The organism is Paenibacillus sp. RUD330, assembly GCF_002243345.2.
In the GTDB taxonomy this organism is placed as follows: domain Bacteria; phylum Bacillota; class Bacilli; order Paenibacillales; family Paenibacillaceae; genus Paenibacillus_O.
The window spans coordinates 1,349,540-1,375,175 of sequence record NZ_CP022655.2 but is presented as its reverse complement, the minus strand read 5'-3'; the positions used below and the strand labels follow the sequence as shown (position 1 = coordinate 1,375,175).

At 59.9% G+C, this 25,636-nt stretch carries 23 protein-coding genes; 7 read left to right on the top strand and 16 right to left on the bottom strand.

The features are described 5' to 3' along the window. The first annotated feature begins 107 nt into the window (after window positions 1-107). Together CIC07_RS05980 and CIC07_RS05975 are read left to right on the top strand one after the other, a co-directional pair. Entirely contained in the window at window positions 108-1,883 is a 1,776-nt protein-coding gene (locus CIC07_RS05980; RefSeq protein ID WP_076359368.1) for an alpha-glycosidase, read from the top strand. A 228-nt stretch (window positions 1,884-2,111) separates the two neighbouring features. Beyond that, window positions 2,112-3,209: an amidase domain-containing protein gene (locus CIC07_RS05975; RefSeq protein ID WP_076359367.1), complete on the top strand. Its 1,098-nt coding sequence runs from the start codon at window positions 2,112-2,114 to the stop codon at window positions 3,207-3,209. A gap of 69 nt (window positions 3,210-3,278) precedes the next feature. Here CIC07_RS05975 and CIC07_RS05970 read toward each other — a convergent pair whose 3' ends face one another. The 8 genes from CIC07_RS05970 to CIC07_RS05935 all read right to left on the bottom strand — a co-directional run bounded on the left by CIC07_RS05970 (window position 3,279) and on the right by CIC07_RS05935 (window position 11,335). Continuing rightward, complete coding sequence (locus CIC07_RS05970) at window positions 3,279-4,247, bottom strand: S-layer homology domain-containing protein (protein ID WP_076359366.1); 969 nt, start codon at window positions 4,245-4,247, stop codon at window positions 3,279-3,281. 2 nt (window positions 4,248-4,249) lie between these two features. Then, entirely contained in the window at window positions 4,250-4,954 is a 705-nt protein-coding gene (locus CIC07_RS05965) for a winged helix-turn-helix domain-containing protein (protein ID WP_076359365.1), read from the bottom strand. A 39-nt stretch (window positions 4,955-4,993) separates the two neighbouring features. Beyond that, window positions 4,994-5,272: a hypothetical protein gene (locus CIC07_RS05960; RefSeq protein ID WP_127508352.1), complete on the bottom strand. Its 279-nt coding sequence runs from the start codon at window positions 5,270-5,272 to the stop codon at window positions 4,994-4,996. A gap of 148 nt (window positions 5,273-5,420) precedes the next feature. Continuing rightward, on the bottom strand, window positions 5,421-5,852 hold the full coding sequence (locus CIC07_RS05955; protein WP_076359504.1) for an SET domain-containing protein: 432 nt from the start codon (window positions 5,850-5,852) through the stop codon (window positions 5,421-5,423). 185 nt (window positions 5,853-6,037) lie between these two features. Beyond that, window positions 6,038-7,696, bottom strand: coding sequence for an alpha-amylase family glycosyl hydrolase (locus tag CIC07_RS05950; protein ID WP_076359364.1), 1,659 nt, complete (start codon window positions 7,694-7,696; stop codon window positions 6,038-6,040). Next, on the bottom strand, window positions 7,693-8,535 hold the full coding sequence (locus CIC07_RS05945) for a sugar ABC transporter permease (protein WP_076359363.1): 843 nt from the start codon (window positions 8,533-8,535) through the stop codon (window positions 7,693-7,695). Before CIC07_RS05945 ends, CIC07_RS05950 begins: the two co-directional genes overlap by 4 nt. Continuing rightward, on the bottom strand, window positions 8,532-9,866 hold the full coding sequence (locus CIC07_RS05940; protein ID WP_076359503.1) for a carbohydrate ABC transporter permease: 1,335 nt from the start codon (window positions 9,864-9,866) through the stop codon (window positions 8,532-8,534). Before CIC07_RS05940 ends, CIC07_RS05945 begins: the two co-directional genes overlap by 4 nt. A 134-nt stretch (window positions 9,867-10,000) precedes the next feature. Continuing rightward, window positions 10,001-11,335, bottom strand: a complete 1,335-nt coding sequence (locus CIC07_RS05935) for a sugar ABC transporter substrate-binding protein (protein WP_076359362.1) — start codon at window positions 11,333-11,335, stop codon at window positions 10,001-10,003. 448 nt (window positions 11,336-11,783) lie between these two features. Here CIC07_RS05935 and CIC07_RS05930 point away from each other — a divergent pair, with 448 nt between their 5' ends. Continuing rightward, complete coding sequence (locus CIC07_RS05930; protein ID WP_076359361.1) at window positions 11,784-12,818, top strand: LacI family DNA-binding transcriptional regulator; 1,035 nt, start codon at window positions 11,784-11,786, stop codon at window positions 12,816-12,818. 141 nt (window positions 12,819-12,959) lie between these two features. Further along, window positions 12,960-14,330, top strand: a complete 1,371-nt coding sequence (locus CIC07_RS05925) for an MATE family efflux transporter (protein WP_307721809.1) — start codon at window positions 12,960-12,962, stop codon at window positions 14,328-14,330. Window positions 14,331-14,405: 75 nt separating this feature from the next. On the opposite strand, the gene CIC07_RS05920 is transcribed toward CIC07_RS05925, so the two are convergent. Continuing rightward, entirely contained in the window at window positions 14,406-14,816 is a 411-nt protein-coding gene (locus CIC07_RS05920; RefSeq protein WP_076359360.1) for a winged helix-turn-helix transcriptional regulator, read from the bottom strand. Window positions 14,817-14,932: 116 nt separating this feature from the next. Here CIC07_RS05920 and CIC07_RS05915 point away from each other — a divergent pair, with 116 nt between their 5' ends. The 3 genes from CIC07_RS05915 to CIC07_RS05905 all read left to right on the top strand — a co-directional run bounded on the left by CIC07_RS05915 (window position 14,933) and on the right by CIC07_RS05905 (window position 18,562). Next, window positions 14,933-15,946 carry a zinc-dependent alcohol dehydrogenase family protein gene (locus CIC07_RS05915; RefSeq protein ID WP_076359359.1) on the top strand — a complete coding sequence of 338 codons (1,014 nt, stop codon included), beginning with the start codon at window positions 14,933-14,935 and terminating at the stop codon, window positions 15,944-15,946. Window positions 15,947-16,323: 377 nt separating this feature from the next. Then, window positions 16,324-17,775, top strand: a complete 1,452-nt coding sequence (locus CIC07_RS05910) for a serine hydrolase domain-containing protein (RefSeq protein ID WP_076359358.1) — start codon at window positions 16,324-16,326, stop codon at window positions 17,773-17,775. A 226-nt stretch (window positions 17,776-18,001) separates the two neighbouring features. After that, window positions 18,002-18,562: a hypothetical protein gene (locus CIC07_RS05905; protein ID WP_076359357.1), complete on the top strand. Its 561-nt coding sequence runs from the start codon at window positions 18,002-18,004 to the stop codon at window positions 18,560-18,562. 95 nt (window positions 18,563-18,657) lie between these two features. Here CIC07_RS05905 and CIC07_RS05900 read toward each other — a convergent pair whose 3' ends face one another. From CIC07_RS05900 to CIC07_RS05870, 7 genes are all read right to left on the bottom strand, one after another. Beyond that, window positions 18,658-19,524: a glycerophosphodiester phosphodiesterase gene (locus CIC07_RS05900; RefSeq protein WP_076359356.1), complete on the bottom strand. Its 867-nt coding sequence runs from the start codon at window positions 19,522-19,524 to the stop codon at window positions 18,658-18,660. Continuing rightward, complete coding sequence (locus CIC07_RS05895; protein WP_076359501.1) at window positions 19,521-20,357, bottom strand: carbohydrate ABC transporter permease; 837 nt, start codon at window positions 20,355-20,357, stop codon at window positions 19,521-19,523. Before CIC07_RS05895 ends, CIC07_RS05900 begins: the two co-directional genes overlap by 4 nt. A 103-nt stretch (window positions 20,358-20,460) precedes the next feature. Beyond that, window positions 20,461-21,336, bottom strand: coding sequence for a carbohydrate ABC transporter permease (locus CIC07_RS05890; RefSeq protein ID WP_083688668.1), 876 nt, complete (start codon window positions 21,334-21,336; stop codon window positions 20,461-20,463). Further along, entirely contained in the window at window positions 21,333-22,433 is a 1,101-nt protein-coding gene (locus tag CIC07_RS05885) for an ABC transporter ATP-binding protein (protein ID WP_083688667.1), read from the bottom strand. Before CIC07_RS05885 ends, CIC07_RS05890 begins: the two co-directional genes overlap by 4 nt. Window positions 22,434-22,498: 65 nt before the next feature. Continuing rightward, window positions 22,499-23,830: an ABC transporter substrate-binding protein gene (locus tag CIC07_RS05880; protein WP_076359354.1), complete on the bottom strand. Its 1,332-nt coding sequence runs from the start codon at window positions 23,828-23,830 to the stop codon at window positions 22,499-22,501. 212 nt (window positions 23,831-24,042) lie between these two features. After that, window positions 24,043-24,660: a glycerol-3-phosphate responsive antiterminator gene (locus CIC07_RS05875; protein WP_076359353.1), complete on the bottom strand. Its 618-nt coding sequence runs from the start codon at window positions 24,658-24,660 to the stop codon at window positions 24,043-24,045. After that, window positions 24,657-25,505, bottom strand: coding sequence for a metallophosphoesterase family protein (locus CIC07_RS05870; protein ID WP_234993092.1), 849 nt, complete (start codon window positions 25,503-25,505; stop codon window positions 24,657-24,659). Before CIC07_RS05870 ends, CIC07_RS05875 begins: the two co-directional genes overlap by 4 nt. Window positions 25,506-25,636 lie beyond the last annotated feature (131 nt).

Sequence of the window (25,636 nt, the reverse complement as noted above, 5' to 3'; positions counted from 1 at the left end):
TACCCGCTGAAAAAGTAAGGTACAACCTCGCGAGCAATCTTCGCGCCCGGTTGTGCCTTTTTTTGCATGTGACTTGCTTTTGCCATCTCTAGGGAGGCTTGCGCCGCATGAATCTTGAGTCCATTCTCCACCGTCCCAAGGCCAACTGGGCCTACGGCTACGACACCCGCACGATCCATATCCGCCTGCGCACCAAGAAAGACGACCTGAACGAGGTCATTCTCATCCATGGAGACAAATACGCCTGGGACCGCACCGTCTCGCGCCTCGTCATGAAAAAGCTTCCGAGCGACGACCGCTTCGATTACTGGCAGGCCGAGGTCCAGCCTTCCCTGCGCCGTCTCCGCTACTCTTTCCTGCTTCGCTCTGCGAGCGAAGAGCTGTACTTCGAAGAAAAGGGCTTCCGCGAGGATGAGCCGCTGGATCCGAACGGCATGTTCGACTTCCCGTATTTGAACGCTGTCGACGTGTACACGCCGCCGGCATGGGTGAAGGACGCCGTCTTCTACCAGATCTTCCCGGAGCGCTTCGCCAACGGCGACACCTCCAACGATCCGGAAGGCGTGCTGCCTTGGGGCGGGGTTCCGAAGCCGGACAATTTCTTCGGAGGCGACCTGCAGGGCATCCTCGATCATCTCGACCATCTCCAGGAGCTCGGCATCACGGCCATCTACTTCAACCCGTTGTTCCAGGCGACGACGAACCATAAATACGATACCTCCGACTACATGAAGGTCGACTCCCACTTCGGCACGAACGAGCTGCTCAAGCAGCTGGTCGACGCCTGCCATGAGCGCGGCATCCGCGTCATGCTCGACGCCGTATTCAACCATAGCGGCAAGGAATTCCTGCCTTTCAAGGATGTGCAGAAGAACGGCGAGAAATCCAAGTACGCCGACTGGTTCCACGTCATGGAATGGCCGATCGCGGTCAAGGACGGACTGCCGACCTATGAGACGTTCGCCTTCGAGCCGCTGATGCCGAAGCTCAACACGGAGCATCCGGAAGTGAAGGAGTATCTGCTCGGAGCGGCCAAATACTGGATCGAGGAAATCGGCATCGACGGCTGGCGCCTTGACGTCGCCAACGAAGTCGACATGCACTTCTGGCGCGACTTCCGCAAGACGATCAAGGCCGTCAATCCGGATGCCTACATCCTCGGCGAGATTTTCCACGATTCCTTGCCTTGGCTGCAGGGCGACCAGTTCGACGCCGTCATGAACTACCCGCTGACCAAGCTCGTCGTGGACTATGCCGCCAAGGGCGTCATCGACGGGCAAGTATTCGCCCACAAGATCGGCGAGCTGTTCGCCAGCTATCCGGACCAGGCCAATGAAGCCGCGTTCAACCTGCTCGACAGCCACGACACGGAGCGCCTGCTGACGCTGTGCGGCGGCAGCAAGGAAAGGATGAAGCTCGCCACCCTGCTCCAGTTCGTCTTCCCCGGCGCCCCTTGCATCTACTACGGCGACGAGGTCGGCCTGGACGGCGACGGCGACCCGGATTGCCGCAAATGCATGGAATGGGACGAGGACAAGCAGGACCGCGACCTGTTCCGCCACTTCCAGCAGCTGATCGCCATCCGCAAGGAGCATCGCGCGCTCCGCAGCGGCGGAACGCTCGGCTTTGTCCATGCAGCCGAAGGCGACGATCTGCTCGTCATCGAGCGCAAGGACGAGCATGACCACTTCCTGATCGCGGTCAACTCGGGCGGCGAAGCCGCTTCTGTCCTGCTGCCTGTGCAGCAAGGCCAATGGACCGAGCTGCTGGGCGGCACGGACCATGCCGCAACAGCCGGCAAGCTGAAGATCGAGCTGCCTGCGCACGGCTTCGCGCTGCTGCGCTCGGCGCCGCATACGAACCCGGTCGTCATCGGCTTGTAGGCCATGCCAAGGACTTCCCCATCATGCGGATGGGGAAGTCCTTTTTTGCTTTGGCCGAATGATCGGCCTTCTCAGCCGGTCGGAAACTCCATTTCCGCCCAGCCGGGGGCGCTTTGTCCATGCTTGGGCCTTGCTCAGGGCGTGGTTTGTCCCATCCAGCCGCATGATTGCATTTTATTCCTTATTATATAATTAAATTGAAATTATTCCCTTAAGGAGGTTTTATTGTTGAAACTCATCCGAACAGGCAGCCTTTCGCTTCTAGTCGGCCTATTTGTCAGCGTCAGCGTTTCTCCTATTGCGACGGCTGCGCCAGCCTCAAGCCCCAGTGCCGATCTGCAGGCAGCCGCCATCCGAACCGTGCAGGATTATGTCCAGAAAGCCTATGGCCCCTATTACACGATCGATGCCTACGATTCCAATGCCAAGTCGTTCAGCATCGCGGACGGCAAGCTCAGCGCCCAAATCGACATTCATCTGGTCAAAACGCTGAAATCGAAATCTGTAGAGGAAATTCCATACGTTCAGGGCCTCATGAAAGGCGCTGAAACGCTCAAGCTGTCCAAAGACCGAAACGCCGCTCGAGCCGCGAGCTACGTGGAACAGCGGAAAAAAGAATTTCAGGAATACATCGGCGCCAAGCAGGAGCAGAACGACTCCTTCCTGCTCACGGCTCAAGTAAATGATGGGGCTATGGAAGCTTCCACGTTGAAGCTGGAGTTCCAGAACGTGGAGGAATGGATTCCGGCATCTGCATTCGTCCCGGCATCTCCATCCGCCCTCGCGCTGAGCGGAGTGCAGGATCTGTCCGCAGCCGCCTCGGATTCCATTTCCGTCAAGCCCTCGGCAGCCGTGGCGGCCGTCTCCTACGACCGTCTGGCCGCCCGGGATTACGCCAACAAATGGACTTCCGAACGATCGCCGGGAGACCCTGACCCCACCAAATACAATACCAAGGAGTACGGCACGTATTACGACAACGACTGCGCCAACTTCGTCTCGCAAGCGCTGAAAGCGGGCGGTATCCCGACCGATGCGACTTGGAAGCCTTACACGATCGCGTGGATAAATACGGGACAAAACAGAGATGACGGGCTTATGGATTACATGGTCGGAACGAAGGGGTATTTCAAGAAAGCGACAAAAACGACCACTGCGGCCGGAGGAATCATCAATGATGTTCAAGAAGGCAATTCCCATGTCATGATGGTTGTCGCCAATGACGGGACGACCATGACTTACAGCGCCCACACGACGGACCGGTTGAAGCATTCCTTCGCCACTTTCTCAACTTCCGCCTATGAATTCTACGTTTTCAATGCCTAAGCGAAACGGACCAAGGGGGAGGCGAAAAGCCTCCCCCTTGGTCCGTCCGTACGTACGCTCGCCTGCTGCCTACTTGATAAACTCAAATGTCGACCAGAAACGGAAAGCCTCCTTGGCCATTTTCTGATAGGCCTCCGTTTCCGCCTTGTCCTCCGGATCCCACTCCACATCCGTCGGAGGCGCAAAGACGTATACCTGACCGGCGAGCTCTCCAAGTACATGGAGGTTGGCATATTCGCCGACAACATTGTCCTTGTTGGCTTCCCAGCTTTCCTTCGACCTTGTGGAGATGGCGAATACAATGCCTCCAAAACGGCTTTTAGGCACTCTTGCAAAGTATAGGATATCCTTTTCAGCATCCTTTTCGACCTCAAACGCATTCTTCCAGCTCAACGGCATGGCCAGAGTGAACTTATACTGCTCGTTCCGATAGACATACACGTTCTCGCTCCGGTCGTACGTTTGCCTGTCTCCCGGCGCCGATTCAAGCTTCGGCAGCTTCTCCTTCAGACGCTGGATGAACGTGACTGCCTCCGCCCGCGTCAGCGGCTTCTCTTTGCCGTATCCCTCCACCGTTCTCCGGGTCTGGCCGCTGGCCAATTCGGTGTCGAGCAGGTACTGCACGGAGTCGTCCTCGCCATAGTTCCGGCCGATAGCATTCACCGCCAGGCCTGCTGCCTGACCGCGGCTAAGGACGCCTCCCGCCGGGAGCAGCTTCCATCCCTTGCTTTTGGCATAGGAGACATAAGCGGCATCCCACGGGGAGCCGGAGCCGGGCTGCTTGAAGTCCGCCGGCTCATAAGCCCGCTCCAGCATCGCCAGCCACTCGCTCTGGGTAACGCTTTGAGCGGGGTGGAAGCTATGGTCGGGATACCCCGTTACGATTCCATCTGCGACTGCCTTCTGAATGCTGCCGAAAGCCCAGTGGCTTTGCTTCACATCCGCAAAGCCTGCTTCCGCCGCCGTGACTTGACCCGCAATTGAGGCGCAGACGCTGAATGCGACCAGCGCCGCCAGACGTTTCTTGTTGAGTTTCATCCTTAACCCTCCATGGATTGGATTTGGGCCATTGCTCCTGGACCGGATGGCTCCCGGGTATACAGACAACCTCCCGATTTGCGTGATGAGATCGTGGCGCTTGCCGGACCGAGCTTGATCTTCAAACGCTTGATGAGCTTCAAGACTCCGCTCGGCTGAATGAATCCGCCCCACAGCTCGGCGGCAAGAGCATGCTTGGTGATAAGCTTCCCTTCATGCCGAATGAAGTACGAGAGCAGGCAGGCTTCCTTCTCGGAGAGCTCCACCCGGATTTCCTTGCCATCGCCTACCCAGCATTGTTCGGGATGAAAAACGATTCCGCAGCCTACATCCAGGATACGGCCGGCAAACGAAGCCGGGGACTTGCCGACCTGTTCAGCCTCAGCTCGATGCTCCTCCGGCAAAGGCTGATCGTGGGGAGGCGGCTGATGAAGAATGTGTCTGACTCCCGCAACATGGGCCATGGCGGCCTCTTCCTCGGACAGCGTCTCGGGGACCATCAAGTAGGTTTCGATGCCAAGCTCCAGCAAACTCTTGAGATGAATCCATTCCTCCTCCCCCATGCGGTCGACGACAAAAATGACCAGGGTGTACTCTCCATCCTCCAGCAGCTTGCTGGCGGAATAAAGCATGCAGACGGCCTCGCGGAACAATCGGCACAAAAACTGTCCCTTCTCGAATCGGTCCGTGACCACGGCGATGGGCATCTTGCGACTCCCTTCTTCGGCTCGCCGGCGCTGTCCGTACTATTGACGCCGCAGCGGCCATCTATGTTTCTCTCTCAACTTAAATTTTTTCCCTAATAATGTTAATAGGACCAAAAAATCAATTTCATCAAAATCAAGTTCTAAAGTAGTAGAGGATGATACAAATAACATATTGTTAAATAATGGATGTCCAATTAAGGCCCGAACTCCCCCGATATCGAGATCGGCGGCAGCGGCGGCAGCTGCATTCGCATCGCGTTCTTGTTCTTCTCCGCGCGCCGCAGCATTCCATTTCCGGGCGGGCGGAGTCCGAGGCACCGCTGCTTCCTGCCATCAACCGGAACGAAGCACGCCGAAAAAGGCGCAAAGCGGCGATGTTCGCCAGCCGTGCACCTTGCCGTAAAATACGATCTGAATGGTCGAAGTGGATATTTCGAGCCGCGGGACTTGCCTGCCGCTGACGTTCTTATTCCGCTTCTTTGCCGTCGGCTTCGCTATCCTCATCCGCTTCGCCTTCATCATCCTCTTCCATGAACCAGAGCGGATCCATATTGTCCTCTTCGCCATTGTAGTTGATGAAGACCTCGTCGCCGGCCTTGATGTCCGTATAGGCGAAGAAATCGAAGCTGTGCGTGTCGAAGTTGATGTCATACGTGGCGTTGGGCGTATACGAGTGGTTGAACAGACTGCCGAACCCGAGCAGGATCGCCGTATGGTTGGCGCCGTAGTTATAGACGTAATCATCGAGAATCGTTTTTTCGATATGCTCATGATCTTCATTGGGATAGGGAATGACGGGCGCGACATGGATCAGCTCGCCCTTCTTGATATCCTGCGTGGCGAATACGCCGCGCCGGAATTCTCCCCCGCTGATCGGCGAGGTTTTAACTTCGAGCATGCCTGTCACCTGAGCCTTCCAAAATGGATTGATGCCGGACGCCAGGCGCGATGGGACTGCGATATGGCGATGAGAGCGGCCGGCCTGAAAGCCTAATTGTACCTTATGGTCCCTATGATCGGCAAATGCGAACAGGACCGCAGGCGCCAAGCGCCTGCGGTCCTGTCTGTGCCCTTCAAGGCGGTTTATTTCAGCACTACGGTGCTGTAAGGAGCCATATCCAGCAGGCCGCCGGACAGCGCGCTATCCGGCGAGGTCGTGTGCGCGACGGCGGCAAAAGCCGCAGCCGTCGCCTCGTCCAGCTGCACCTTCTGGGCGGTGCCCTTCAGGTTGTGGACGACGAGCACGCGATCGGCGGCTGTCAGCCGCAAGTACGCTTCGATGCCGTCCCCCTTTACGGTCGACGGCGCGATGCCGCCATCCCGCAGAGCGGGCTCGGAGACGCGCCACTGGATCAGCGTCTTGTACAGGCTCAGCAGCGAGGAAGGATCGTTCTCCTGCTCCTCGACCGTGACGCCCGAGGAGGCAGGATTCGCCAGATCCTTCTGCCAGTCCGTCTGGCCCTTGCCGCTGCCGGCCGAATGCCAGCGCATCGGGAGCCGCTTGAATTCGTCCCGCCCGGCGCCCTTCATGCCGAGCTCGTCGCCGTAGTAGATGAACGGGTTGCCCGGCAGCGTCAGCTCGATCCCGGCAGCCATCCTCGCATGCTCCGGACTGCCTGCCGTGCTGGCCAGCCGGTCGAAGTCGTGGTTGCCGATGAACAGGCCGTCCACGAAGGAGCCGCCCGAGCTTTTCTCGAACGCCTTGTAGACCCGATCCAGGCTGCCGGCGATGCCGGGCGCCCGCTCGGCGGCGACCGCGCTGCGGATGGAATCGTTCAGGTTGAAGTTGAAGGAGGAATCGAAGGCATGATCGAGATAAGGCGCGATCGTTCCCGGTCCGTCCCATACCTCGCTGATGAGATAGGCGTCCGGGTGCTTCTCCATGATGCCCGTCCGGAATTCCTGCCACCACTTCTTGTTCTTCGCCGCTGTCTGCGGATCGGATTTCGAGGTGTTGAAGTCATCGTAGATATGCTTGGCCGCGTCGATGCGGAAGCCGTCCACGCCGGCGCTGAGCCAGAAGTCGGCGATCGAGATCATCTCGGCGCGCACTTCGGGATTGTCGTAGTTCAGGTCGGGCATGCCTTCCCAGAATACGCCGAGATAATGGCTGCCGTTCTTCTCGTGCCAGGCTTGGCCGTTGGTCGCGCTCACCGCCGCGGGCTTCTCGATGCCCTTGTCCTCGGCCCAAGTATACCAGTCCCGATGCTTGCTGGACTTTCCTTGGGCGGAGTCGATGAACCATGGATTGTCGGTGCTGCTGTGGTTCGCGACGAGATCCATGATGACCTTGATGCCGCGCTTGTGGGCTTCGTCCAGCAGGCGCTTCATATCGTCCATCGAGCCGTAATCCTTGTTGACGGCGCGATAGTCGGTCACGTCGTAGCCATGGTAGCTCGGGGACGGATTGATCGGCATGAGCCAGATGCCCTCCGCTCCAAGCTCCTTCACATAGTCCAGCTTCTCGGTGACGCCGTTCAGATCGCCGATGCCGTCCCCGTCGCTGTCATAGAACGAGCGGACGAATATTTCGTACCATACCGTGGAGGGCTGCTCGTCAACGGCGGCGGCAGCGGGAGAGGCCGGCGGAGATGCGGCCGGCGCCTTGCTTGGAGCGACGGCATTCTCCGCTTCCTTGCCGTTGTTGGCCGGATCGGAATCGGTGCCGGACCCGGATTCGCAGCCGGACAGCACCGTTGTCGCCAGGATGCCGGCGGCAAGCCATTTCGGCCAGCTCCTCATCCTTTGCTCGCTCCTGCGGTGAGGCCGTCGACGAAGAAGCGCTGCATGAACATGAACAGGATGGCGATCGGAGCCGCGATCAGGACGGAAGCAGCCGCGAACAGCGTGAAGTTGCTGTTCTGCATGGAAGAGATCTGCTCATACAAGCCGACCGCCACCGTGAAGTTTTCCCGGGTGCGGAGAACCATTTTCGCGAAGATGAAGTCAACCCAGGGACCGACGAACTGCGTCAGAGCCAGGTAGGCCAGCATCGGCTTCGAGAGCGGCAGCATGATCCGGAAGAAGATGGTGATGTTGTTCGCTCCGTCGATTCGCGCGGCCTCGTCGAGCGATCTTGGAATCGTATCGAAGAATCCTTTGGCCAGGAAGGCGCCCATGATGGGGGCTCCCATGGAGTAGACGAGCACGAGCGCGAAATGCGTATCCATCAGGTTCATCGACTTCAGCAGGATGTACAGGGCGATCAAGCTCATGAAGCCCGGGAACATGCCCAGCACGAGGACGACCGACAGCACGTTCTGGCGCCCCTTGAACCGGAACCGCGAGACGGCGTAGCCGGTAAGCAGCACGAGCAGCGTGCCGAGCACCATCGTCATCAGCGCGATCTTGAGCGTGTTCATGTACCAGTCCGCGAACAGGAAGCTCTTGGAGGTGAACAGCTCCCGGTAGTGGTCCAGAGTGAATCGTTCCGGAATCAGCGTTTTGCTGTACAGGGATTTGCCCGGCCGGAAGGAAGCGAGAACGACCCAGACGGTCGGGTAAAGCACGCATACGCAGGAAATGACGAGAAACAGGTAACTGAGGGAAAGCCGGAAGATTTTGCTTGTTTTACGGTTCATTGGATCATATCCTCCTCCCGGAACGAACGGGTTCTGCGGTAATTATAGATCGAGATCGACGCGACCAGGATGAAGATGATGATGCCGATCGCCGAAGCGAAGGCGTATTGGTTCTGATTGAGAGTCAGCTTGTAGAGCCAGGTAACGAGCAGGTCGGTCGCGCCGGCATACTGATAGTCGCCTTTGACCGGGTTGCCGTCGGTAAGCAGGAAGATCGCGTTGAAGTTGTTGATGTTGCCCGCGAACTGGGTGATCAGGATCGGCCCTGTCGAGAAGAGCACCATCGGCAGCGTGACGATGCGGAACTTCTGCCACATGCTCGCTCCGTCGACCTCGGCGGCCTCGTACATGTCCTTCGGAATGGTCGTCAGGATGCCCATGATCAGCAGCATGGAGACCGGGATGCCGACCCACATGTTGACGATGATGACGGTCGCCTTGGCCCACATCGGATCGGTCAGCCACGGCACCCTGCCTAGTCCGAAGTAGCCGAGATATTGGTTGATCGGGCCGAACTGACCATTGAAGAGGTTGCGCATGACGAGCAGCGAGATCATCTGCGGGATGGCGTACGGGAGAATCAGGATCGTGCGCCACAGTCCCTTGAGCTTGATATCGGATTGCTGGATGATCAGCGCGACGAGGAAGCCCCCGAAGTAGGTCGTAACCGTCGAAAGCACGGCCCAGATGATCGTCCAGATGAAGACGCCGTAGAACGTATGGCTCCATGTCTTCAGCGTGACGAGCTTCTTGAACGTGTCGAAGCCCACCCAATCGACCAGGCTCGCCGGCGGAAGGTGGTTGGGCGCGGAGAAGTTCGTGAAGGCGAGCATGATCATGAAGATGATTGGCATGACGGTGAGGAACAGGACGCCGATGCCGGGAATGACCAGGAACGCCTCGGCGAACTTGTTGTCTCGGATATAGGCAAGGGATTGGATGAAGCTGTTCGGCTTGCGGCCGGCTTCGATCTGGGAACCCACTTTGTAGGCGTCTTTGATATTGAGAACGTAGATGAGCAGGAACAGCGCGAACAGCAAAAGGACAATCAAGCCATCGATCAGCAGGATGGTCGAGTTGTCTCCCATGATTTTCTTTCCGATGTTGCGTTTGGTTTCGCCCAGCGTCCAGATTCCCCAGACGGCATGGCCGAGCTTGCTCGTAAAGAACGGCACAGCTGCCGCTTCGACGGCGAGCAGAATGAGTCCCTTGATCCATTGCCGGTTATAGAGCTGGCCGAGGCCCGCGCACAGCAGAGACAGCAGGGCTGCCATTCTTCCGCGCGTAGACGCCTGCGGCTTCTCTGTTTGTACAGCCGGTTGATAAGACATCATGCTTCTCTCCTTCTCCTAAAATGAAGGTTCACGCCTTCCGCGCGCACGGATGCGCGCGGGGCGGCGTGAACCTTTCTTTTGTGTATTTCTATATCGGTCTGCTTGGTTCCGGCGGTCGCCGGGGGAGAGCTTTAGCCGTTGCTTGCGATGAGCTCTTCGATTTGCTTTTTGGCATTGTCGAGAGCGGCCTTAGGATCTTTGTTGTCATTCCATACCGTCGTGAAGGCGGCTTCCATCGGAGACCACACGTTGTTCATTTCCGGAATGTTAGGCATCGGCTGCGAGTTCTTGAACTGCTCCATGAAGCCGCTCACGTACTCGTCGCCCGTGATTTGCGGATCGGCCTGAGCTTCCTTGTTCGTCGGAATGGAACCGACCTTGGAGTTCAGCAGCAGCTGGGCCTTCTTGTCGGAAGCGAATTCCGCGAACAGCTTGGCTGCGTTCGGGTACTGGCTGTAGGAGCTGACGTACCAGGCTTTGATGCCGGAGAAGGATACGGCCGGCTTGCCTGCGACCATAGGGATCGGAGCGACGCCGAGCTTGTCGCCGAGCGCTTCTTTGTACGTGCTCAGTTCCCAAGGACCGTTGATGTCCATCGCCACGTCGCCGCCGGTGAACAGGCCGCGCTTGATGTCGGGGTTCACGTCGCCGGTTTTGATCGGCAGGATCGCCTTCAGGCTTTGGTAGACCTTCATGCCTTCCAGGGCGCCCTCGTTGTTCATGCCGAGATCCGCCTTGTCGGTGCCGTTGTTGCCGAACAGGTAGCCGCCGGTGGAGGCGATGAACGGATAGTTGAAGTAAGTATTGCCCGCTTCCCACATGAGGGCGTATTTGTTTTTAGCCGGATCGTTCAGCTTGGAAGCCAGCGCGATGACGTCGTCGAAGCTTTTCGGAGCATCGGGAACGAGCGATTTATTGTAGTACAGGGCATAGGTTTCCGCAGCGCGCGGGTAGCCGTACAGAACGCCGTCGTAGCTTACGCCTTGAATGGAGTTTTCCGTATTGTTCGCGGTCGTTTCCGCACCGAACTCTTCGTTCGGCAGGATCATTTGTCCCGTCACCGCGCGGCCGAGGTGGTCATGCGGGAAGACGATGACATCGGCGCCGACGCCGGTGGGACCGTCCGTCTGGAGGCGCGTGACCTGATCCGTCGAAGCGACTTCGTCGATCTTGACCGGAATGTTGTATTTCGCCGTGAATTCCTTGGCGATCTCGTCGGTGAAGGGTCTCTCTTCTTTACTTTCCCATACGAGAAGGCTCGCTCCTTCTTCAGGCTGGATGGCCGGAGCATCGGCCGCGTCTGCGCCTGTGTTTGCTGCAGCGTTGGCTGCCGGTTCGTTGACGGCTCCCGTATTGCTGTCCGTGCCTGCATTGTTGCTGCTATCGTTGCCGTTGCCGCATGCGGCCAGTGATACGGACAAGGTGCATACCGTCGCGAAGGCGGCGAGTTTTTGCCATCTGTTCATTTTTTACTGATCCCCTTCCAGCTGGTTCGTTGATATTCCGATTGCGTCCTCCTGCACTCCACAGAAAAGGCGTCCATACGCCGGCATTTCCCTACAAAAGCGCAAACGTTTGTACGGAAGAAGAGTCTCGTTATCTTTAAAATGCCGTTTTTCGAACGATCGCCTGTTTGAAAGCGCTTCAAGTCAATCGGATTGATTCCATCATACCCGCCGCCTCATTCTCTTGTAAAAACGTTTGCACTCTTGTTTTCGGGCAATTTCGTTGGGAAACCTTTGGGAAACCGGTTTTTCGCTCTCTTATTCTTAGGTTTCCTTCTATTTGCTCCAAATTGCTGCAGTGGGATAACAATCCACCACTAACAGGAAGAACCTCGCTTGCATTTTTTTTGCTTCACGCTTACAATTTGCTTGATCCTCACACACAAACGTTTGCGCAGGTGACAAGGTAATGAACATAACGATCATTGATGTGGCCAAAGCGGCCGGAGTGTCGCCTTCGACCGTATCGAGGGTCATATCCGGCAGCACGAGAATAAGCGCAGCGACGTCGAAAAAGGTCAAGGCAATCATGGAGGAGCTCGGCTATCACCCGAACGCCATGGCCAAGAACCTCGTCTCCCGGACGACCATGACGATCGGATTGCTGCTTCCGCGCAATGCCGACGAGGCCTTCCTCGACATCTTCTTCCCGGAGGTTACGCGAGGAATTCTCAGCCAGGCGAACCGCTCCGGCTACGATCTGCTGCTCAAGACGGGCATGACGGAATGCGAGGAGGTCGAGGCCGTGACCAAGCTGGTCAAGGGCAGGCGGGTCGACGGCATCATCCTGCTGCAATCGCGCAACAAGGACGCGGTCGTCCGCTTCCTTCACGAGGAGAAGTTCCCGTTCGTACTCATCGGGCGCACGCCTGAATTCCCCGATATCATGACCGTGGACAACGACAACCGGCAAGCCGCCTATGACGTCACCAGGCATCTGCTGCAGCAGGGCCATACGCGGATCGGCTTTGTCGGGGGGCCGCTGGAGATGGTCGTCTCGTCCGACCGGTTCGAGGGCTACCGTTCCGCCATGCAAGAGGCCGGAATCGAGCCGCGTCCCGACTGGTACCATATCGAAGCCTCCAAGCTCAAGGATGACGGCTACCGCGTCATGTCCATGCTCATGGGCACTCCCGAGCGGCCGACCGCGCTCGTCGTCATGGACGATCTCGTCGCGTTCGGCATCCTGAGCTCGCTCAGCGAGCTCGGCTACAGCGTGCCTCAGGACATGGCTATATTCGGCTTCAACAACAACCCGATGTCACCGGTATCCTCGCCGCCGGTAAGCTCCGTCGACATCGGCGTCTACCAGCTTGGATTCACGGCCGCGCAAGCGCTGGTCGGCTCGCTCAAGGGGCAGCCGCAGGAGCGCCGCAGGACCATCGTCCCGCATCGCCTCATCGCCCGGGAATCTTCCATGCACTGGATCAACCCCAAATCCTGATTATTGTGGTACAATACGAAGACCTGCCTTTTCATGGCAGGTCTATTTTTATGAGCAGACACTTTTCCACCAGGCTGTTAAGTTGGTATCGGCAACATACGCCCCCGTGTCGCAAGGCTCCATCGGAGGTTACGAATCGCTATGATGCACCATGCTCCAACCCTTCGCGGCAAAATCCTTCTCTTCCTGACCATTCTCGGACCGATTGTCATTACGCAGGTCAGCTACACGGCCATGAGCGTGCTCGATACGATGATGTCCGGACGGGCCGGCACGAACGACCTGGCCGGCGTGGCCGTCGGCTCCAGCCTGTTCATGCCGATCATGACCGGGATGAACTCCATCCTGTTCGCCGTCACGCCGATCATCAGCCAGATGATGGGCCGAGGCCAATCGGACGGCATTTCCCGGCCTGTCGTGCAGTCGCTGTACTTGTCGCTGCTGATGACCGTTCTCATCGCGATTGCCGGCTTCCTCGCCGTCGAGCCCGTGCTCGGCCTGATGGGGCTGGATGCCGAAGTCCATCGCATCGCCCGGCAGTACCTGATCGGGCTCTCCATCGGGCTCGTGCCGCTGTTCGGCAGTTATGTGCTCCGTTACTTCTGGGAGGCGCAAGGTTATACCCGGCTGACGATGGCGATCATGCTGACCGCCATTCCGCTGAACGCCCTGCTGAACTACGGCCTCATCTTCGGCCACTTCGGACTGCCCCGGCTCGGCGGAGTCGGCTCCGGGTACGCGACCGGAATCACCTATTGGTTCGTGTTCGGCGTCAGCGTCTGGATGACGTTCCGGATGGAGGCGCTGCGGATCCACCGGTTGTTCGCGCGCTGGTACGCTCCATCCTGGAAAGCCTGGAAGGAGCTGCTCGGCATCGGCGTGCCGATGGGACTGTCCACCTTCTTCGAGGCGAGCATCTTCTCGGTCGTCACGCTGCTCATGGGCGGCATGTTCAGCACGGCAGCCATCGCGGCGCATCAGGCGACGCTCAACTTCTCGTCGCTGCTGTTCATGGTTCCGCTCAGCATCTCCATGGCGCTCACGATCATGGTCGCCTATGAAGCCGGAGCCGGCCGGCAGAAGCATGCCCGCCAGTATGCGATGCTCGGCGTCAGCCTCGCTGTCGGCTTGATGGGAACCGTAGCGGTCCTTCTCTACTTCTTCCGCTCGACGGTCGCGAATCTGTACACCCAGGAGCCGGAGGTCGCCTCCATGATGGTCACCTTCCTGCTGTTCGCGATCCTGTTCCAGCTGTCCGACAGCTCCCAGGCTTCGCTGCAGGGAGCCCTGCGCGGGTACAAGGATGTGACGATTCCGTTCGTCGTCGCGTTCGTCTCCTACTGGATCGTCGGCATACCGCTCGGCTACGGCTTGGCGAGATGGACGGAGCTCGGGCCTTACGGCTTCTGGGTCGGCATCACCGCCGGCCTCACGTTCGCCACGATCGGCTTCGCGGTCCGCTTGCGGCATATCCAGAAGCCGGGCAGGCTGGCGGCTGCTGCGCAGTCTTGATTCAGGCATGAAAAATAAGCGGCAGTTCAGGACGCTATCGTCCCGGCTGCCGCTTTTTGCCGTCCATCGGAGGCGTCATCCGTCGCCTTCCGCCGAATGGAGGCGGTCGTAATCCTGCCGCGCCTGCTCAACCGTCGAATAATGCTCCCGGGTCCATTTCTTGAGCTCCTGCATGGGCAGCAGCATCGTCCGGCCGAGTGCCGTCAGCTCATAGGTGACCACCGGAGGGATCGACGGCTCCAGTTCCCGCCGGACCAGCCCGTCCCGTTCCAGCTGCCGCAGCGTCTGAGTGAGCATTTTCTTGGAGATGCCCTCGATTCTCCTGCCCATTTCCCCGTAACGGACGCTTCCTTCCTCCAGCGCATAGATGACCAGCGCCGACCACTTGCTCGCGATGATCTCCAGCACCTTGCTGTAGGAGCAAGCCGTGACGGATATGTCGGGCTGCTTGGCCTGGTTGGCCTGGTTGGCACTCTCGGCTGCCACAATCTTCGCCTCCCATGCACTTTTTTGTTCCCAGCACACTTTGAAGTGCCTACTTTCTTCATTGTATTTCTTGCCTTATGGTATGTCTATCCCACTTCAAAAGGAGCGACTGCACCATGAAAACCTATGAGATCCAAGGCGGCTTCGGACTTCAGCACCTGCAAGCTGCGGAGCGCGGGCTGCCTGCGGCCGGACCCGGCGAGGTTCTGGTCAAAATCAAGGCCGCCACCCTCAACTCCAGAGATATCGGCGTCATTGAAGGCTATTACCATCCGGATGCTCAGCTTCCGCTCATCCCGGTATCCGATGGCGCAGGCGAGGTGGCCGCGCTCGGAACGGGCGTGTCCGCCTTCAAGCTCGGCGACCGGGTTGCAGGCATCTTCACCCAGAGCTGGATTTCGGGAGAGCCGACGCGGGACAATTGGAGCAGCACGCTCGGGAGTCCTCTGAACGGCATGCTCGCCGAGTACGTCGTGCTCCCGGAGAAGGGGCTGGTGCATGTTCCTGCCCATTTGTCGGACGAGGAAGCGGCCGCCCTGCCGTGCGCCGGCGTCACGGCCTGGCAGGCAATCGTCGTGGAAGGCGGGGTGAAGGCAGGGGACACCGTCGTCGTGCAGGGAACCGGCGGCGTCTCTCTGTTCGCCCTCCAATTCGCCAAGCTGCAGGGAGCCGTCGTCATCGCCACCTCGGGCAGCGATGAGAAGCTGGAGCGGGCTCTGCGGCTGGGAGCCGATCACGGAATCAACTACAGGCGGAATCCCGATTGGGACCAAGCGGTGCTGGAGCTGACGGACGGCCGCGGTGCCGACCATATCGTCGATGTCGGAGGCTCCGCCACGCTCAACCGGTCCATCTCCGCGCTGCGGGTCGGCGGCCGGATCAGCATCGTCGGCCTGCTCTCCGGCGGCAAGGTGGAAGGGCTGGAGCTCGTGCCCGCCATCCTGCGCAGGGCGCGTCTGCAGGCCATCAATGTCGGCAGCCGCGAGCATTTCGAGGCGATGAACCGCGCGATCGCGGCCAGCGGGCTGCGTCCGGCCATCGACAAGGTGTTCCCTTTCGGGCAGGCGCCTGAAGCGCTGCGGCATCTGGCCGAAGGCTCCTATTTCGGCAAAATCGCCATCAAATTCTAAGAACGGATATGCCGAGACGGCGATGAAGAGCCTATCCGCACCCCGCAATGGGAGAGCGGCATCGGCGCAGCCGGATCGGCTTTATGGGCATGCCGGGCAAGCAGCGGCCGTTCGGGACGGAATCGTCCCGGCGGCTTTTTTGGCTCCCCGCTTCTGCCGAGAGACGATAGCCGCACTGCCTTCCGGTCGGCGCATACCCGTTCCGGAGTCCGCTTTACACGATTATCCAATTGAGATACCATTCATGCTAGGACCCGCAAATGCAGTCATCGCCGCCCGGCATGAGGCATGCCGGAACCGCTTGGATCACTCGGCTTGAAAACGCATCCATTTCCGCGTCATTCGTTTTTCATTCTCGCTCGGGGAGGAATCGAACCATGGAACATCAAGCTCGTCTGCCAAGAACGACACCGGAGGCGCAGGGCATTCCGTCCGCTGCGGTCATCGGATTTCTGGACGCCGTTCGCGAACGGCAGCTGGAGCTGCACAGCTTCATGCTGCTTCGGCGCGGACAGGTGGCCGCTGAAGGCTGGTGGGCGCCGTATCGGCCGGAATACCCGCATATGCTGTTCTCGCTCAGCAAGAGCTTCACGTCGACTGCGATCGGATTCGCGGAAGCGGAAGGACTGCTGTCGGTCAACGACCCGGTCATCGGCTTCTTTCCGGACGAAGCGCCTGAGACGGTGCCGGACAACCTCGCCGCGATGGAGATCCGCCATCTGCTGATGATGGGGACGGGGCATGCCGCCGACGTGACCGGCAACGTGCAGAAGGACGACAACTGGGTCAGAGGCTTTCTGCAGGAGCCGGTGGAATACGCCCCCGGCACGCACTTCGCCTACAACAGCGCGGCGACTTACATGCTCGCCGCCATTCTTCAGCAGGTCACCGGCCAGTCCCTGCTGACGTATCTGAAGCCGCGTCTGTTCGCTCCGCTCGGCCTGTCGGAAGGAACATGGGAAACATGTCCGCGCGGAATCGCGGCCGGCGGCTGGGGCCTGAGCCTGACGACCGAGGACATCGCCAAGTTCGGCCAGCTGTATTTGCAGCGCGGGGAATGGCAAGGCGAGCGGATATTGCCCGCAGCTTGGGTCGAGAAGGCGACGGGCTTCCAGATCGGCAACGACGACGGCCGCGCCAACGACTGGACGCAAGGCTACGGCTATCAGTTCTGGCGCAGCCGTCACGGCGCCTACCGGGGCGACGGCGCATTCGGCCAGTATTGCCTGGTCATGCCGGAGCAGGAGGCGGTGCTCGCCATCACCTCCGGAGTGGCCGATATGCAAGCCGTGCTGGACATCGTATGGGATAAGCTGCTGCCTGCCCTGTCCGGCAGCAGCCTGGAGCCGGATGAATCGGGGCAGGCTGAGCTTGCCGAGCGGCTGAAGGAGCTGCGCATCGATCCGCTGCAGGCTGGAACGTCCTCCCCGAATGAAGCCCAGCTGGAAGGGAAGGTCTTCCATCTGGAGCCGAACGAGTTGGAGCTCGGAACGATCGGGCTGCGCTTCGCGGAGCAAGGAGCCGAGCTCGTGCTCGGCAGCAGCAGCCGCGATGATCAGGCGGTCCGTTTGGGACGCGGCAAGTGGGAGGCGGCCCGCATTTGCCTCGGCCAAGTCAAACAAGGCGCCGTACAGCGCGTGGAAGGCAGCTTCGCATGGAGGGATTCCGATACGCTGCGCATTGAGCTGATGCTCGTGGAGACGCCGTTCACGTATGTCTTTGAATGCCGGCTGGACGGGGAAGCGCTCGAGCTGCAGTTCTCGGCCAACGTCGGCTGGGAGCCCGGCAAGGTTCTGAAGATCGCCGGACATGCGGCTGCGATTGCCTGAGCGGAGTGTGCAGCCGCTAGGTTTTGACCCACAAGCTTCTAGCTGAGCCCTGATATCCTTGGCAGGCAATCCATTCTCGAGAAAAAGGCAGCCGTTCATTCGGCTGCCTTTTTCGGCATCTTTTTCAGTTCGGGGAGCGGGATGCCCGAACGGCCCTTTCAGCTGTTGTCCCTTGCCGATAAGCGCCCGAACGCATATCCTTTAGCACAACAACCGAAGGAGCAGGATGATGGCAAAAACGGCAAGGAATTCAGATCGGCTCACTCTAATCCTGCAAAAAGGAAATCGGCGCATCGTCGCCAAAGCTCCGCTGGCCGGCATCGGCCGGCTCGTATTCGTGTTCAACCGCCAGTTCACCAACGCCCCCAACACGACCCAGATCGCGAGCGGAGCCGGACGGAGCAGCGCGGCAGGCAGCAATGCCGCAATCAATTCGCCCTACACCCGTCAGCAGCAAAGCGTAGGCGCCGGCGGAAAGGCCATCAACAAAGGGGCTGCGGGCCGCTCTTCCCGAGTGTACTCCCCGCCATTCATGCAGCAGGCGCGCAGCATAGGCGGCAAGGAGGTCGTCATCATCGTCAACGATCAGGTCGTCAGGCTGCCGAAAGGATCCCCGAGTTCCTCGGCTACCCAGATCGCGAGCGGAGCCGGAAGGTTCAGCACCGGCGGCACCAACTCCACGATCGAGAGCCCGGGCTCATTTCAGCAGGACGCGGTCGGAGGCGGCGGTACAGCGGTCAACAAGGGGGGCGGCAAGCGCAAGCGGAGCCGGTCCAGGAAGTCCTGACCGCAGCCTGCATGCCAGGTCCGCAGATGCGGTCTCCCCGGTATCAGAAAGAGCCCTGCGGCGGAATCTTTCCGCGGCGGGGCTCTTTCTCTTGCTCACAGGGAAGGATCGTTGGCAATGACGCCGTCAACTCCCTTTCCGATCGCCTGTTCCATTTCCCTTCTGCCCGATATCGTCCAGACCATGACGCGGCCGCCGGCCTCGTGGATTTCCTTCACGACTGCGGCATCAGCCAGGCCCGACTGGATATTGACGGAGCTGAACTCCGTTCCCAGCGCCTTCCAGTCTATTTTGAACGCAGCTGATGGCTTCTCCGCCTCCGGCTCCCGTACGAGAGCCGCCGCCGGAATTCCCGGCAGCCGTCCGTGCACGCGCCGCAGCGCCTCGAGGTCGAAAGACTGGAGCGTGAGCTCTCCGCGTCCTTCATAAGGCTCAAGCAGCCGGACCAGCTCGTCTTCCATGCCGGGATAGAGCTCCGGATCCTTCAGCTCGACGAGCAAGCCGATTCGGCCGAGGAAGCGGTCCAGGACATCCTTCAGCTCGGGAATCCGCTCCCCCGCGAATTCCTTGCCGAACCAGCGTCCGGCATCGAGCTGCCGAAGCGCAGCGAGGTCATGGTCCTGCACTCGGCCTTCCGCGCCGGTCGTCCGCTTCAGCGCTTCGTCGTGGATGACGACGAGCGCTCCGTCCCGGCTTTGGCGGATGTCGAGCTCCAGCCAGTCGGCTCCATGGCGGCGGGCCAGCTCGAAGGCAGCCATCGTATTTTCCGGCGCGCCGTGCGAGGCGCCCCTATGGGCGACGACGAGCACCGGGTGGCGCTGCGGAACCGTGGCGGAGATGAGCAGAAGCGAGCAGGACGCCAGCAGGGCAAGCCTCGGCCCTCTGCCGGACAGCCAGCCGGACAGCCAGCCGGGCAGCCGCTCCGGCAGCCGGCTCCATGGAAGCCTGCGCTCCCGTTTCATTTGACCCCGTTATAGACGAAAGCCTGGATGATATGCCGCTGAGAGGCGATAAAGACCGCGAGAATCGGAGCGACAAGGATGAGATTGCCCGCCATGAGCACGTTCCAGGTCGCGACTCCCTCTACTTCCCTGATTTTGGCGATGGCCAGCGGCAGCGTGCGGGCCGTCTCGTTCGTCGTCATGACGAGCGGCCAGAAGTAATCGTTCCAATGCGCGATGAAGCTGAACAAGGCGAACGTCACGAGCACCGGCTTGACCATCGGCAACATGAGACGCAGGATGATCCGGCCCTCGCTGGCCAGATCCAGCCGCGCCGCCTCGATCAGCTCGTCGGGAATCTGCATGAACGCTTGGCGCAGCAGGAAGATGCCGAAGGCGCTGGAGGCGAAGGGCAGGATGAGGCCCAGATGCGTGTTGAGCAGGTTGAAGGCGCTCAGCTCCAGATAGACGGGGAGGAAGATCAGCTGCGCCGGAATCATCAGCGTGACCATCACGATGCCGAACAGCAGCCTCGAACCGGCGAACCGGTACCGGGCGAACGCATAGGCGGCCGGAATGATCGTCAGCATCTGGAGCAGAAGGATGCCGACGGCGATGACGATGCTGTTCGCTGCATAACGCAGGAACGGTCCCGTATTCCAGGCGGCCGTGTAATTCTCCCAGATGAGATTCCGGGGAATCCATACGGGCGGGAAAATCATCGTTTCCGGCAGCGTCTTGAACGACGTGGAAATCATCCATGCGAACGGCATGGCGAATACGAGCACGAGCAGCAGCATGCAGGCCCGGTTGAAGCCGGCGAGCAGCAGCCTGCCGGACGCCGCCAGCCGCATGCGGGCACGCGGCTCCGACTTGGCCGCTCCGGCCCCGGGCTTGCCGAGGCCCAGCTGGGCCTGCTGGATTCCTTCCTTCATTGGATGCCGCTCCTTTCTCTGTTCAGCGATAGTGGACTTTGGCGGACAGCAGGCGGAAGTACAGCAGCGTCAGGACGCCGACGATGAGCAGCAGGATGACTCCCGCGGCAGAGGCGTATCCGATCTTGAAAAAGCGGAAGCCGTATTCATAAATGTAGTACACGAGCGTATTGGTCGCATTCACGGGACCGCCTCCGGTCATGATCGCGATCGTCTCGAACACCTGGAACGATCCGATCATGTTGATGACGACCAGGAAGAATATCGTCGGCGACAGCATCGGCAGCGTCAGCCGCCGGAACGTGGTCAGAGGCCGCGAACGGTCGAGCGAAGCGGCTTCGTAGATGTCCGCCGGAATGCTCTGCAGGCCGGCGATGAACACGAGAGCGTTGTAGCCGATCCCTTTCCAGACAGCCACCAGCACCAAGGAAAGCAGAGCCGTGTCGGGATGAGACAGCCACGGAAGCCCGCCGATGCCCGCCCAGCCCAGGATGCCGTTCAGCAGTCCGTACTCCGGATCCATCAGCCAGCTCCAGAGCAGCGAGATCGAGACGAGCGAGATGATATGCGGCGTGAATATCGCTCCCTGCACGAAGCCATGGAACCAGCCGCTGCGGTTCAGCCACAGGGCGAGCAGCAAGGAGATGCCGGTCGTCAGCGAGACGACAAGCGCGGTGTACAGCGATGTGTTGCCGAGCACCTTGCGGAAATCCTCGTCCGCCAGCAGCTCCCGGAAGTTGGCCAGGCCGACGAAGGCCTTGTCGGGGCTGACGAAGTTCCAGTCGAAGAGGCTGAGGTAGATCATGTAGAAGATGGGATAGATGAAAAACAGCGAAAACACGAGGATGGCCGGCGCGACCATGCCATAGGGGCGAAGCTTGTCCCAGGCGGTCGTCATGATCGTCCTCCGGCTCCGGCCGCTGTCAGGATTCCGCCGCCAGCGGCCTCCCTCCACTCGTTCAGGCTGCATTCGACCCGGTTCCCTCGGACATCGAAAGCATGCAAAGCCTCGGCCGGGATGGCGGCGGCCGCCCATTCCACCGTTTCCATCGGCCTCAGGAACGTTTTGACGGAAACCAAGGCGCCGCTGGCAAGCTCAAGCTGGTAGATCTGCTCCGCTCCAAGGCTTTCCCGCGTCGCGATCCGCCCCCTCAGCATGATGCCCTCCGTGCCGTCCGGCGGATTCAGCACCGCATGCTCCGGGCGGAATCCGGCATAATGGACGCCCGGCATGGCCGGAATGCCGAGAGCATGCATGTCTTCCGGCAGCAGCACATTCATGGGAGGCGTCCCGATGAACTGCGCGGTGAACAGATTGGCCGGCTGCCCATAGATCGCCATGGGACCGTCCGCCTGCTGGATTACCCCCTTGTCCATCACCACGATCTCGTCTCCCATCGACATCGCCTCGACCTGGTCATGCGTGACATATACAAACGTCGTCCCGAGCCGCTTGTGCAGCTGGATCAGCTCCGTCCGCATCTGGCTGCGCAGCTTGGCATCGAGGTTGGACAGCGGTTCGTCCAGAATGAACACCTTCGGCTGCTTCACCATGGCGCGGGCGAGAGCGACGCGCTGCCTCTGTCCGCCGGAGAGGCTCTGCGGCTTCTTGTCCAGATAGGGTGTCAGCCCCACAAGCTCGGAGATATCGCCGATCAGCCGCTCCCGCTCCGGCTTCGCGACACCCTTGTTCTTGAGTCCGAACTCGATGTTGCCGCGCACGCTCATCGTCGGATACAGCGCATAGTTCTGGAATACCATGGCCACGTCCCGCAGCCCCGGCGGCGTGTCGCTCACGCATTTCCCGTCGATCCAGATCTCGCCCTCCGTCTGCCGCTCCAGCCCGGCAACCATTCTCAGCGTCGTCGACTTGCCGCAGCCGGAAGGTCCGACGAGCACCGTGAACGAACCGCTTCGGATCGTCAGATTGAGATTCTCGATGACGGCTTCCTGCTTGAATTTCTTGCCGATGTTCCGCAGCTCGATCTGCGCCATAGGCCTCTCCCCCCTTATCCTTGCCTTCAATAGCCGATTGTTGCTCCGGTTTGTCTAAGCCCGGCCTATTTCGACAGCAGCTTGTCCGCCTTCTTGGCCGCGTCGTCCATCGCTGCCTGCGGGGTTGTCTTCGGATCGAGGATCGCCTTCTCGATGGCAGTCCGTACGATTCGGGCCACCTCCGGATACCCGTTCTCCATCGGGCGCGGCCTTGCATATTGAAGCTGGTCGACGGCCACCTTGAACTGCGGATACTCCTTGAAATGCGTCTGCAGCTCTTCGCTCTGAACGGCGGACAGACGGGTCGGGAGATAGCCGACATGCTTGTGCTGGTAGATCGTATTCTCCTTGGAGGTCATCCACTTGAGGAATTCCCAGGCCGCTTCCTTCTCTTCCCTGCTGCTCTTCGAGGTGATGACGAGCTGGCAGCCTCCGGTCGGCACGCCGTAGGATTTGTTCGCCGGCATGAAAGCCGTCTCGAGCTCGAAACCGTTGCCCTTGGCGATCTCCAGGCTGCCGGTGACGCCTGCCGTGGAGCCGAACTTGAACGCGGACAGCTGGTTTGCCCAATCCTTGTCCGCCGTGGCGCCCGCTTCGTCGCCTACCGGAATTTTGATCAGCCCTTCGGCAACAAGCTTTTTCCAGAATTCTACGGGCGCTACGCCTTCAGGAGAGTTGAACGCGGCCTTCTTGCCGTCCTCGCTCAGCATCCGGCCTCCGCTCTGGGCGACAAGCGCCTCGTAGAACCAGATGTCGGCCGGCACCGTCATGCCGTTCTTGCCCTTCTCCTTCAGCACGCGGGCATACTGCTCCAGCTCATCCCATGTCTTCGGCCCTTGCGGATCGAGTCCGGCGTCCTTCAGCATCGTGACGTTCTTGTAGAGGATCGGCGTGCTGCGCATGAAGGGGAGCCCGTACAGCTTGCCGTCGACATAGGCGTTGCCCATGAGGCCGGGATTGAAATCGTCCAGCTGCAGCTGGTCCTTGTCCCGGTCCGCATAAGCCGTCAGCTCCTCCAGCATGCCGGAGCGGGCGAATACTCCCGTGGAGGCGATCTCCAGATCGGTGACGGCGGGAGCATGTCCGGCAGCGAAAGCCGCCTGCACCTTGGCATGAAGGTCGTCGTAATTGCCCTGATGCTCCGCCACGACCTCGATCCGGTCCTGGGAAGCGTTGAATTCCTTGACGAGATGCTGCTTGGCTTCTTCGATCTTGTCTCCGAAGGCGTACCAATATCTGATCGTGATCTTGCCTTCGGATGCAGCCGATCCCGCCGCTGCCGCATTCGAGCCGCCTTCCGCCTCGGCGGTTCCTTTGTTGTCCCCGCCTGTGCCGCAAGCGGCAAGCGCCGCGGAGAGCAGGATGGACATCGCTGCGGTCATCGTTTTTCTTGCCATGATACGGATCCCCTCCAAGATATGGTTTGATCCGGCCGGAGCGCAGGTGCGCAGAAAAAGAGACCTTAACCGTACCGCGGATATCGATCCGCGGCGGGTTAAGGTCTCTCCAGAGGTTCCGACCGTTTCTATTTACTTGTACAAGCCCAGTATAGGCCCGGTATGTCAATTGAACGTCAACGCCATGCGAAGAATACGTGAAGAGGCCCGGCCTAGCTAGATCGTTCCAATCCGCTGCCCGAATGCCCGGAATAGTCGGCCCGCCACAGCCTCGGATCGGAGGACGAGATCGCGGCAGCTCCATAGTCCAGGCATAGCCGGCCTTGACAGGGCTCGCTGAGCAGCCCTCCGGTAATGATCGGCACGTCCGCGAACCGGCGTACGCGCGCGATCATTTCCGGAATGCGCGCAGGCATCAGCTCGACGACGTCGGGCATCGTCTGCTCCAGGCTGCCGGATATATTGCTCAGTCCTTCGCTGTCCACGAGAAAGAAGCGCTGCACGGTGAGCAGGCCCCGTTTCTTGGCGGCCCTGATTACGCTCGTCTTGGTCGAGACGATGCCGGCCGGACGTATCGTCTTGGCCAGATAGTCGATGCCGTGGGAATCCGTGCTGAGCCCGCCGATCTTCTCCAGATGGAGAAAGACCGGTATGCCGTGGCTGCGGAAAACATCGACGTACGAGCCCAGCACGCCGATATGCCCCATCAGCAGGAACACGCCGGACAACCGGCTGCGCAGCTCCAGCGCATGCTCGATATGCTTGGGCTGCTTGAGCGAGGCGATGATCCTGCGTTCTTCGAGCAGGCTGCGGAACTGTTCGGCATTCATCCCGGCAGCACGGAATCCTTGAGGGGGATGGCGAGCTCGCGGTCCCTGTGCAGTCCCTTGGCTCCGAGAGTCGGAGTGAAATGCCTCATGTGCCGGTGGATGATCGGCAAGCCCCCGATGGCTTCTTCATCCGTCACTTCAACGGCGCGGACCGCAATCATTTCCGGCTCGACATCCACGATGCGGAAGGACGGAACATCCAGGCATGCGGACAGCTGGACGAACGACCATTGGCCGCGGACCGCGATGGAATCGACATGGGTATGCCCGTTGAAGTAGACGCCGACGCCTTTCTTTTTTCGCAGGATGCTCCACATGTCGATATCAGGGTGAATGGAGCCTTTATCCGTTTCGGAGCGTGCGGTCGTGGCGTAGACGGGATGATGGCCGAAGACGAGAAGAGGCCGGTCTCCCGAAGCGATCACGATCTCTTCCAGCCAATCCAGCTGCTCCGGATCGACCCAGCCTCCCCAATCCTCATAATCCTGCTCCTTGGCCGTATCGAGGAAAGCGAGGACGGCATGGCCGGCGTCGAAGGCATGATACCGCTGCTGGCCGGATAGGTCCAGCACCTCGGCCCGCGTCTGCGCGTACAGGTCGTGATTGCCCAGGACATGGATGAAGTTCCGCGGCTTGCTCCTCAGCAAGCCGTATATCTGCCGAAGCTCCTCGGCCGTTCCATAGTTGGTCAGATCCCCCAAGGAAATGTGCAGGTCCGCGTCCGCTTCCAGAAACTCGTCCAACAAACCGCTGTAGAAAGCAGCATGCGCATCGTGCAGTCCCGGTACCGACCTGTCACATTCATGATAATGAAGATCTCCCATCACGATCAATCTCACTGTCATCCGCTCCTCCCGGCAATGCATGATTGATTTCCAATTTAAGGGTAACGGTTGAGTGTCCCTTATTCGTCAACGGGAGGTAGAGATTTGGTAAAGGAAGCCATCGTGAAATCCCGGCACCGGCCGGCCTGTCA

What these genes read in the sequence shown, in the direction of transcription:
- CIC07_RS05940 (WP_076359503.1), bottom strand. Translation starts at nt 9,866, where the DNA reads ATGTCTTATCAACCGGCTGTACAAACAGAGAAGCCGCAGGCGTCTACG.
- CIC07_RS05905 (WP_076359357.1), top strand. Translation starts at nt 18,002, where the DNA reads ATGATGGCAAAAACGGCAAGGAATTCAGATCGGCTCACTCTAATCCTG.
- CIC07_RS05870 (WP_234993092.1), bottom strand. Translation starts at nt 25,505, where the DNA reads ATGACAGTGAGATTGATCGTGATGGGAGATCTTCATTATCATGAATGT.
- CIC07_RS05880 (WP_076359354.1), bottom strand. Translation starts at nt 23,830, where the DNA reads ATGGCAAGAAAAACGATGACCGCAGCGATGTCCATCCTGCTCTCCGCG.
- CIC07_RS05910 (WP_076359358.1), top strand. Translation starts at nt 16,324, where the DNA reads ATGGAACATCAAGCTCGTCTGCCAAGAACGACACCGGAGGCGCAGGGC.
- CIC07_RS05950 (WP_076359364.1), bottom strand. Translation starts at nt 7,696, where the DNA reads ATGAGGAGCTGGCCGAAATGGCTTGCCGCCGGCATCCTGGCGACAACG.
- CIC07_RS05930 (WP_076359361.1), top strand. Translation starts at nt 11,784, where the DNA reads ATGAACATAACGATCATTGATGTGGCCAAAGCGGCCGGAGTGTCGCCT.
- CIC07_RS05970 (WP_076359366.1), bottom strand. Translation starts at nt 4,247, where the DNA reads ATGAAACTCAACAAGAAACGTCTGGCGGCGCTGGTCGCATTCAGCGTC.
- CIC07_RS05890 (WP_083688668.1), bottom strand. Translation starts at nt 21,336, where the DNA reads ATGACGACCGCCTGGGACAAGCTTCGCCCCTATGGCATGGTCGCGCCG.
- CIC07_RS05980 (WP_076359368.1), top strand. Translation starts at nt 108, where the DNA reads ATGAATCTTGAGTCCATTCTCCACCGTCCCAAGGCCAACTGGGCCTAC.
- CIC07_RS05895 (WP_076359501.1), bottom strand. Translation starts at nt 20,357, where the DNA reads ATGCGGCTGGCGGCGTCCGGCAGGCTGCTGCTCGCCGGCTTCAACCGG.
- CIC07_RS05885 (WP_083688667.1), bottom strand. Translation starts at nt 22,433, where the DNA reads ATGGCGCAGATCGAGCTGCGGAACATCGGCAAGAAATTCAAGCAGGAA.
- CIC07_RS05955 (WP_076359504.1), bottom strand. Translation starts at nt 5,852, where the DNA reads ATGCTCGAAGTTAAAACCTCGCCGATCAGCGGGGGAGAATTCCGGCGC.
- CIC07_RS05875 (WP_076359353.1), bottom strand. Translation starts at nt 24,660, where the DNA reads ATGAATGCCGAACAGTTCCGCAGCCTGCTCGAAGAACGCAGGATCATC.
- CIC07_RS05915 (WP_076359359.1), top strand. Translation starts at nt 14,933, where the DNA reads ATGAAAACCTATGAGATCCAAGGCGGCTTCGGACTTCAGCACCTGCAA.
- CIC07_RS05965 (WP_076359365.1), bottom strand. Translation starts at nt 4,954, where the DNA reads ATGCCCATCGCCGTGGTCACGGACCGATTCGAGAAGGGACAGTTTTTG.
- CIC07_RS05925 (WP_307721809.1), top strand. Translation starts at nt 12,960, where the DNA reads ATGATGCACCATGCTCCAACCCTTCGCGGCAAAATCCTTCTCTTCCTG.
- CIC07_RS05900 (WP_076359356.1), bottom strand. Translation starts at nt 19,524, where the DNA reads ATGAAACGGGAGCGCAGGCTTCCATGGAGCCGGCTGCCGGAGCGGCTG.
- CIC07_RS05935 (WP_076359362.1), bottom strand. Translation starts at nt 11,335, where the DNA reads ATGAACAGATGGCAAAAACTCGCCGCCTTCGCGACGGTATGCACCTTG.
- CIC07_RS05945 (WP_076359363.1), bottom strand. Translation starts at nt 8,535, where the DNA reads ATGAACCGTAAAACAAGCAAAATCTTCCGGCTTTCCCTCAGTTACCTG.